The organism is Terrabacter aeriphilus, from assembly GCF_039542985.1.
In the GTDB taxonomy this organism is placed as follows: domain Bacteria; phylum Actinomycetota; class Actinomycetes; order Actinomycetales; family Dermatophilaceae; genus Terrabacter; species Terrabacter aeriphilus.
Map to the genome: position 1 here is coordinate 1 of NZ_BAABIW010000030.1, position 768 is coordinate 768.

Annotated in this window: 1 protein-coding gene; it reads right to left on the reverse strand. The window is 70.8% G+C overall.

The window, feature by feature from the left end; translation table 11 throughout:
• A partial coding sequence (locus ABD979_RS19920) for an IS110 family transposase (RefSeq protein ID WP_345509298.1) occupies positions 1 to 605 on the reverse strand: 605 nt, incomplete at its 3' end.
• Positions 606 to 768: the final 163 nt, after the last annotated feature.

Here is a 768-nt window from a genome sequence, read left to right on the forward strand (position 1 = left end):
ACCGCTACCAGGTCGGCTAGCTCGTCGGCCGCGAGCCGGCGGCGGGTCTTCCCGGCGATGTCACGCGGGCGCACCGACGCGAGGATCGCCTTGGCCTGCAACGCAGTCAGGTCCTTCTTCGCCGTGCCGGGAACGAGTTCGGCCAGCAGCCGGTGGAGCCGGTTGACGGTCTGGACCCGCAGCCGGGTCAGCTCCTCCCGGCGGTCCGACAGCATCCGCAACGCCTCGAGTTCCCCGTCCGGCCGCAGCACCCGCAGCGTCGAGGTGCGCACCGCGACGACGGCGATGGAGTGCGCGTCGCGGGCGTCGGTCTTGCGGTTGTGGCCGGTGTCGAAGAGGCGGACCCGGGCGGCGAGCTTCGCCGGGACGTCCAAGACGTGCTCGCCAGCCTCCAGGAGCCGCTGCGCCAGCGGCCGGCCGGCGCCGTTGCTGCCCTCGACCGCCCAGACTCGCTCCGGCCACGTCTTCGCATAGGCCCGCATCGCGGCGTAGCCGGCTTGGTCGGTGCCGAATCGGCCGGACCCGAGCAGCCGCTCGCGCTTGTCGACGACCTCGATCGTGGCTGACAGCTTGTGGGGATCAACCCCGATGATCACCTGCGCCATGACGTTCTCCTGCCTCACCTCGTGCCAGTAGAGACGGCGAGGTGGGCAATGCTGCTACGAGCTGGGCAGTCCCCTTTCGAGCCACGCCTCGTCACGGTGCCCGACGGACCGCAGACCGGAAGAGAGCCACACCCCAATGAGGGTGGGCAGCCGCGAAGAGAGC